Raw genomic sequence first — 1,099 nt, forward strand, 5'->3', positions numbered from 1 at the left:
TAATAAACTTAAAAAATAATTTAAATCTATACCAAAATCCTTTTTTAACTAAATTATTACTTAATAAGCTAAAATAATAAGAAAAAGCATAATCTTTACATTCTAAATAATCCAAAAAAAAGTTAATTATATTTAAATCTTCTATATTTATATTATCTTTATTTAACGATTTTAAACACATAGCTTTACCTGTATTTAAAAATGGCAATCCTCTATATTTATTTTTTTCTAATTTTAATATATTATTATTACTAGTATTATCAAGGTGGATGCGGTATTGAACTAATGGTTCATTTAATGTAATTCTTTTTCCGTATATTTCATTAATAACTGCCAAGTAATAGTCGTGAAATTCTATATTAGCACTAAAAGGTAAAGCAATATTTTTTAAATTCTTATTCATTAAAATTGTATTTCCCATTACTCCACATGGTCCTAAAATTTGCCCTAAATCTTTGCTATGAGAAAGACTATAACCCTTTTTTTTAAAAAATGATTTACAAATTTGATTTTCATCTGAGTCAATTATTTCTAAATCGCTATGAACCATAATAGCCAAATTTGGATTATCTTTTTCTATCTCCATCATAGCTTTTAATTCTTTTTCTAATTTATTTGGCTTCCAAATATCATCTTGGTCGCTAATGGCTATATAATCATAATCCACTTCACTCAATAAAAGCTCAAAATTTTTTACAAAACCTAAATTTTGTTTATTTTTATTTATAATAAACTTATGGCTGTATTTCTGTTTATATTTACTTATAATATCCATAGTATTATCACTAGAACAATCATCTCTAATATAAATTACAATATTAGAATAAGTTTGAGCCAATATAGAATCTAGTTGTTTAGATATATATTTTTGACCATTATAGGTTGCCATTATAACAGCAATAGTTGGCGTATGCATTATAAGCTATACCTTTTTAAATACCAGTCTATAGTCTTTATAATTCCACTATCAAAATTCTCATCAGCCTTCCAGCCAAGCTTAGTTTCTATTTTAGTAGCATCAATTGCATATCGTCTATCATGTCCTGCGCGGTCTAAGACAAAAGTGATTTGATTTTTATAGCTAGTGGGTTTTGGTAAT

The 1,099-nt window shown here is 24.9% G+C and carries 2 protein-coding genes; both read right to left on the reverse strand.

Annotation, left to right across the window (positions count from 1 at the left end; genetic code table 11):
* A partial coding sequence (locus tag CSUIS19073_RS08235; protein WP_337214417.1) for a glycosyltransferase family 2 protein occupies positions 1–916 on the reverse strand: 916 nt, incomplete at its 3' end.
* On the reverse strand, positions 916–1,099 hold a 184-nt coding region (locus CSUIS19073_RS08240), incomplete at its 5' end, for a GDP-mannose 4,6-dehydratase (RefSeq protein WP_337214418.1). The genes CSUIS19073_RS08235 and CSUIS19073_RS08240, both read right to left, overlap by 1 nt.

The organism is Campylobacter sp. RM19073, assembly GCF_024723495.1.
Classification (GTDB): Bacteria; Campylobacterota; Campylobacteria; order Campylobacterales; family Campylobacteraceae; genus Campylobacter; species Campylobacter porcelli.